Below are 4,739 nucleotides of genomic sequence, written 5' to 3' on the forward strand. Positions count from 1 at the left end.
GTGCCGGGTGGGCGGCGCGGCCGCGGCGCGGGGTGCTCGACCCGGCCGCCCCGCGATGCTAGAACCGGCGGCACTGGCGGACGGCGGGAGGCGGTTCCGGTGGCGTACGACGCCGGGCAGATCGGGCCGCTGGGCCCGCAGCACAAGGCGGTGCCCGCGGGCGCGCGCGGGCTCACCGGCGCGCAGCTGGTCGCGCGCCGGCCCGGGCTGGCGGAGCTGCCCACGCCCCTGCTGACGCTGGACGCGGGCGCGCTGGAGCGCAACGTCACCGCGATGGCGGCGTGGGCGCGCGCGGCCGGGGTGGACCTGGCCCCGCACGGCAAGACGACGATGGCGCCCTCGATCTGGCGCCGGCAGCTCCGGGCGGGCGCCTGCGGGATCACCGTCGCCACGCCGTGGCAGCTCACCGTCGCCCTCGACGCGGGCGTGCCGTGGGTGCTGGCCGCCTACCCGGTGCTGGACCCCGGGGTGCTGGCGGTGCTGGCCCGCCCCCGCGCGGCCCGGGTGCTGGCGTGGGCCGACGGCCCCGACGTGGTGCGCCTGACCTCGCGGGGGCTGTGCGCGGCCGGGGAGCCCGCGCAGCCCCTGGACGTGCTCGTGGAGCTCGGCGCCCCCGGCGGGCGCACCGGCGCCCGCTCCCTCGGCGCGGCGCTGGAGGTGGCGCGCGCCGTGGCCGCGGCGCCCGGGCTGCGCCTGGCCGGGGTCACCGGCTACGAGGGCGCCCTCGCGCACGACGCCTCCCCGGCGAGCCTGGCGCGGGTGCGCGCCTGGCTGGAGGACCTGCGGGCCCTGCACGAGCGGCTGGGCGCCGACGGCGCCTACGGCGAGGTGCCCGGCGGCCCCGGCGGCGGGCTCGTCGTCAGCGCCGGCGGCAGCGCCTACTTCGACCTGGTGGCCGAGGTGCTGGCGCCCCTGCACGACCCGGCGGGCGAGCGCGGCGCGCCGGTGCGGGTGGTGGTGCGCGCCGGCGCCTACGTCGCCCACGACGACGGCTTCTACCGGGGCATCACCCCGCTGGCGCGCGCCGCCGGCGGCGGGGAGGGCTTCCGCTCGGCGCTGCACGGCTGGGCGCGCGTGGTCTCCCGCCCCGAGCCGGGCCTGGCGCTGGCCGACGCGGGCAAGCGCGACCTGCCCCTCGACGAGGGCCTGCCGGAGGTGCAGGCCGTGCGCCGCGGCGGCTCCGGCGCCACCGAGCCGCTGGCGGGCGCGAGCGTCACCGCCCTGAACGACCAGCACGCGTTCGTGCGCCTGACCGGGGAGGCGGAGTCGGTGCGGGTGGGCGACGTGCTGCGCCTGGGGGTGTCCCACCCGTGCACGGCGTTCGACAAGTGGCAGCTGCTGCCCGTGCTCGACGACGCCTCGGCCGCGCAGCCGGTGCTGGTGGACCTGGTGCGCACGGTGTTCGGGTGAGCGACCTGCTGGTGCGCGGCGCGCTGCTCGTCGACGGCACCGGCGCGCCCGCCCGCCGCGGCGACGCCCTCGTCGTCGACGGGCGCCTGGCCGAGCTCGGCCAGGTGGGCACCACCGCCGGCGCGCGCGTCCTGGACGCCGACGGCCTCGTGCTCGCGCCGGGATTCATCGACCTGCACGCCCACTCCGACCTGGCCGTCCTCACCGACCCCGAGCACCTGGCCAAGACCGCGCAGGGCGTGACCACCGAGGTCGTCGGTCAGGACGGGCTGAGCTACGCGCCCGTCGACGACGCGACGCTGGACGTGCTGCGCGAGCAGCTCGCCGGGTGGAACGGGGTGCCGGAGGACCTGGCGTGGGACTGGCGCGGGGTGGGGGAGTACCTGGACCGCGTCGACGCCGGCGCCGCGGTCAACGTGTGCCACCTGGTGCCGCAGGGCACCGTGCGGATGCTCGCCGTGGGCACCGGGGACCGGCCCGCCACCGCCGCGGAGCTGGAGCGGATGCGCGAGCTGGTGGCCACCGGGCTGCGCGAGGGGTCGGTGGGCATGTCCAGCGGCCTGACGTACAGCCCCGGCATGTACGCCGGCACCGACGAGCTCGTCGCGCTGGCCGGGGTCGTGGCGGCGGCCGGGGGCTTCTGGGCGCCGCACACCCGCTCCTACGGGCGGGGCGCGCTGGCGGCGTACGGCGAGGCCGTGGAGGTGGCGCGCCGCTCCGGCGCCGCGCTGCACCTGACGCACGCGACGATGAACTTCGACGTCAACGCCGGGCGGGCGGGGGAGCTGCTCGCCCTGGTCGACGGCGCCCTCGCCGACGGCGTGGACGTCACCCTGGACAGCTACCCGTACCTGCCGGGGTCCACGACGCTGGCCGCGGTGCTGCCCGGCTGGTCCACCGCCGGCGGGCCGGCGGCCACGCTGCGCCGCCTGCGCGACCCCGCCGCGCTGGGCCGCATCCGCACCGACCTGGAGGTCACCGGGTCCGACGGCTGCCACGGCGTGGTCGTGGACTGGTCGAGCCTGCAGGTCTCCGGGGTGCGCGAGCAGGCGCTGTCCGGGGCCGTCGGCGCCAGCGTGGCGGAGCTGGCGCGGCGCTCGGGGCGCGCGCCGTTCGAGGAGTTCACCGACCTGCTGCTGCGCGACCGGCTCGGCACCACCGTGCTGCAGCACGTCGGGCACGAGGGGAACGTGCGGGCGGTCATGGCCCACCCCCGGCACGCCGTGGGCAGCGACGGGCTGCTGGTGGGGGAGCGCCCGCACCCGCGCGCGTGGGGCACCTTCGCGCGCTACCTGGGGCACTATGTGCGCGAGGAGGGCGTGCTGGACCTGGAGGGGTGCGTGGCGCGCATGACCTCGCGGCCCGCGCGCCGGCTGGGGCTGGCCGACCGGGGGGTGCTGCGCCCCGGCGCCGTGGCCGACCTGGTGCTCTTCGACCCGGGCACCGTCGCCGCCGGGGCGACGTTCGAGGACCCCCGGCGCACGCCGGTGGGCGTCCCGCACGTCCTGGTGGCGGGCGTGCCCGTGATCGCCGACGGGCGGCGCACGCAGGCGCTGCCCGGGCGGGCGCTGCGCCGCGGCGCCGGCCCGGGCGGTTCCTGCGCCCCGCGGGCCTGAGCGGGCCCGCGCGGCGCCCGCCCGGGGTCAGCCGGCGACCGGGGCGGGCGCCGGGGCGGCCAGCACCTCGCGCACGGTGCGCGGCGCGCGCCCGAGCAGGGTGGCGAGCAGGGGGTCGGTCCCGGCGAAGAAGCCCTGCTCGGCCCCCTGGAACACCCCCAGCGCGAAGCGGGCCCGGGACTCCTCCTGCCCGGCGGCGACCTGGGCGGCGACCCACCCCTCGGGGTCCACCAGCACGCGCTCGACGTGCCGGCCGGTCAGCTCGGAGGCGGTGCGCGCGACCTCCTCGAAGGTGGGGGCGGCGCCCGCCGTGAGGGTGATCGGCCCGTCGTGGGCGCCGCCGGAGGCGAGCACCGCGGCGGCGGCCTCGGCGGCGTCCTCGCGCGCCGTCCACGACACCGGCCCGTCGGCGGGCACGGCGACGACGCCGGTCTCGCGCCACGGCCCGGTGAACCAGGGCAGGGCGTGGGCGTAGAAGCCGTTGCGCAGCGCGGTCCAGGGGGTGCCGGAGTCGGCGAGCAGCCGCTCGGTGGCGGCGTGGGTGCGCCCGGGGGCGAAGGGGTTGCCGGGCGCGGCGCCCTGGTGGCTGGTGTAGAGCACGCGCCCCACCCCGGCGGCCACGGCGGCCTCGACCGCGGTGCGGTGCAGCGCGACCGCCTCCTCGGCGGGGGCGTCGGCGGAGACGAGCAGGAGCTGCTCGGCGTCGGCGAAGGCGGCGGGCAGCGAGGCGGGGTCGGCGTAGTCGCCGTGGCGGACCTGCACGCCCCGCTCGGCGAAGCGCCCGGCGCGGGAGACGTCGCGCACGACGACGGCGACCCGCGCGGCGGGGACGTGCTGGAGCAGGTGCTCGACGGTGGCGCCGTTGAGGGCGCCGGTCGCCCCGGTGATGACGATCACGGTGGGTCCTCCTGTTATCGGTGGAATCGCCATGAAGTTATCGTTGGTATCGTCGCGGTGGCAAGGGCCCGTTATCGTCGGTGCGTGCTCGACACCCCCACCCGCCGCGGCGACGCCCGCTCGAGGATCGTCGACGTCGCCGCGCGCCTGCTGCGCGAGCAGGGCCCCGCGGCCGTCACCACGCGCGGGGTCGCCGAGGCGGCCGGCGTGCAGGCCCCGGCGATCTACCGCCTCTTCGGCGACAAGGACGGCCTGCTCGAAGCCGTGGCCGAGCACGTGCTGGCCACCCACGTCTCCACCAAGGCCGCGCTCGTGCGGGCCGCCTCGGCCGGCGACGTCGACCCGCTGGAGGACCTGCGCGCCGGCTGGGACGCGCAGGTCGAGTTCGGCCTGGCCAACCCCGCCGTCTTCCGCCTGCTCAGCGACCCGGACCGGGCGTGGCGCTCGCCCGCGGCCGAGGCCGGCAGGCGCGTGCTGGAGTCGCGGGTGCACCGGGTCGCCCTGGCGGGCCGGCTGCGCGTCGGCGAGCGCCACGCCGTCGAGGTGATCCACGCGGCCGGCACCGGCGTCGTGCAGACGCTGCTGTCCACACCGGCCGAGCAGCGCGACGCCGGCCTCGCCGCGAGCGTGTACGAGGCCGTGGCCCGGCAGGTCCTCACCGACGCGCCCGGCTCCGCGCCCGGCGGGCCCACCGCGGCAGCCGTCGCGCTGCGGGCCCTGGCCCCGCGCCTCGACGTCCTCAGCGCCGCCGAGCGGGCGCTGCTCACCGAGTGGCTCGACCGCGTGATCGACGCGACCTGACCCCCGGCCCCCGAC

At 79.2% G+C, this 4,739-nt stretch carries 4 protein-coding genes; 3 read left to right on the top strand and 1 reads right to left on the bottom strand.

What is annotated here, in order from left to right; translation table 11 throughout:
- Window positions 1–99: 99 nt before the first annotated feature.
- On the top strand, window positions 100–1,410 hold the full coding sequence (locus tag GTR00_RS14775; RefSeq protein WP_166612365.1) for a type III PLP-dependent enzyme domain-containing protein: 1,311 nt from the start codon (window positions 100–102) through the stop codon (window positions 1,408–1,410).
- Window positions 1,407–3,026, top strand: coding sequence for an N-acyl-D-amino-acid deacylase family protein (locus tag GTR00_RS14780; protein ID WP_166612366.1), 1,620 nt, complete (start codon window positions 1,407–1,409; stop codon window positions 3,024–3,026). Before GTR00_RS14775 ends, GTR00_RS14780 begins: the two co-directional genes overlap by 4 nt.
- Window positions 3,027–3,053: 27 nt before the next feature.
- Here GTR00_RS14780 and GTR00_RS14785 read toward each other — a convergent pair whose 3' ends face one another.
- Window positions 3,054–3,923, bottom strand: a complete 870-nt coding sequence (locus GTR00_RS14785) for an NmrA family NAD(P)-binding protein (RefSeq protein ID WP_166612367.1) — start codon at window positions 3,921–3,923, stop codon at window positions 3,054–3,056.
- An 84-nt stretch (window positions 3,924–4,007) separates the two neighbouring features.
- On the opposite strand from GTR00_RS14785, the gene GTR00_RS14790 reads away from it, so the two are divergent.
- Window positions 4,008–4,724 carry a TetR/AcrR family transcriptional regulator gene (locus tag GTR00_RS14790; protein WP_166612368.1) on the top strand — a complete coding sequence of 239 codons (717 nt, stop codon included), beginning with the start codon at window positions 4,008–4,010 and terminating at the stop codon, window positions 4,722–4,724.
- Window positions 4,725–4,739: the final 15 nt, after the last annotated feature.

It is taken from the genome of Kineococcus indalonis (assembly GCF_009906395.1).
GTDB lineage: Bacteria > Actinomycetota > Actinomycetes > Actinomycetales > Kineococcaceae > Kineococcus > Kineococcus indalonis.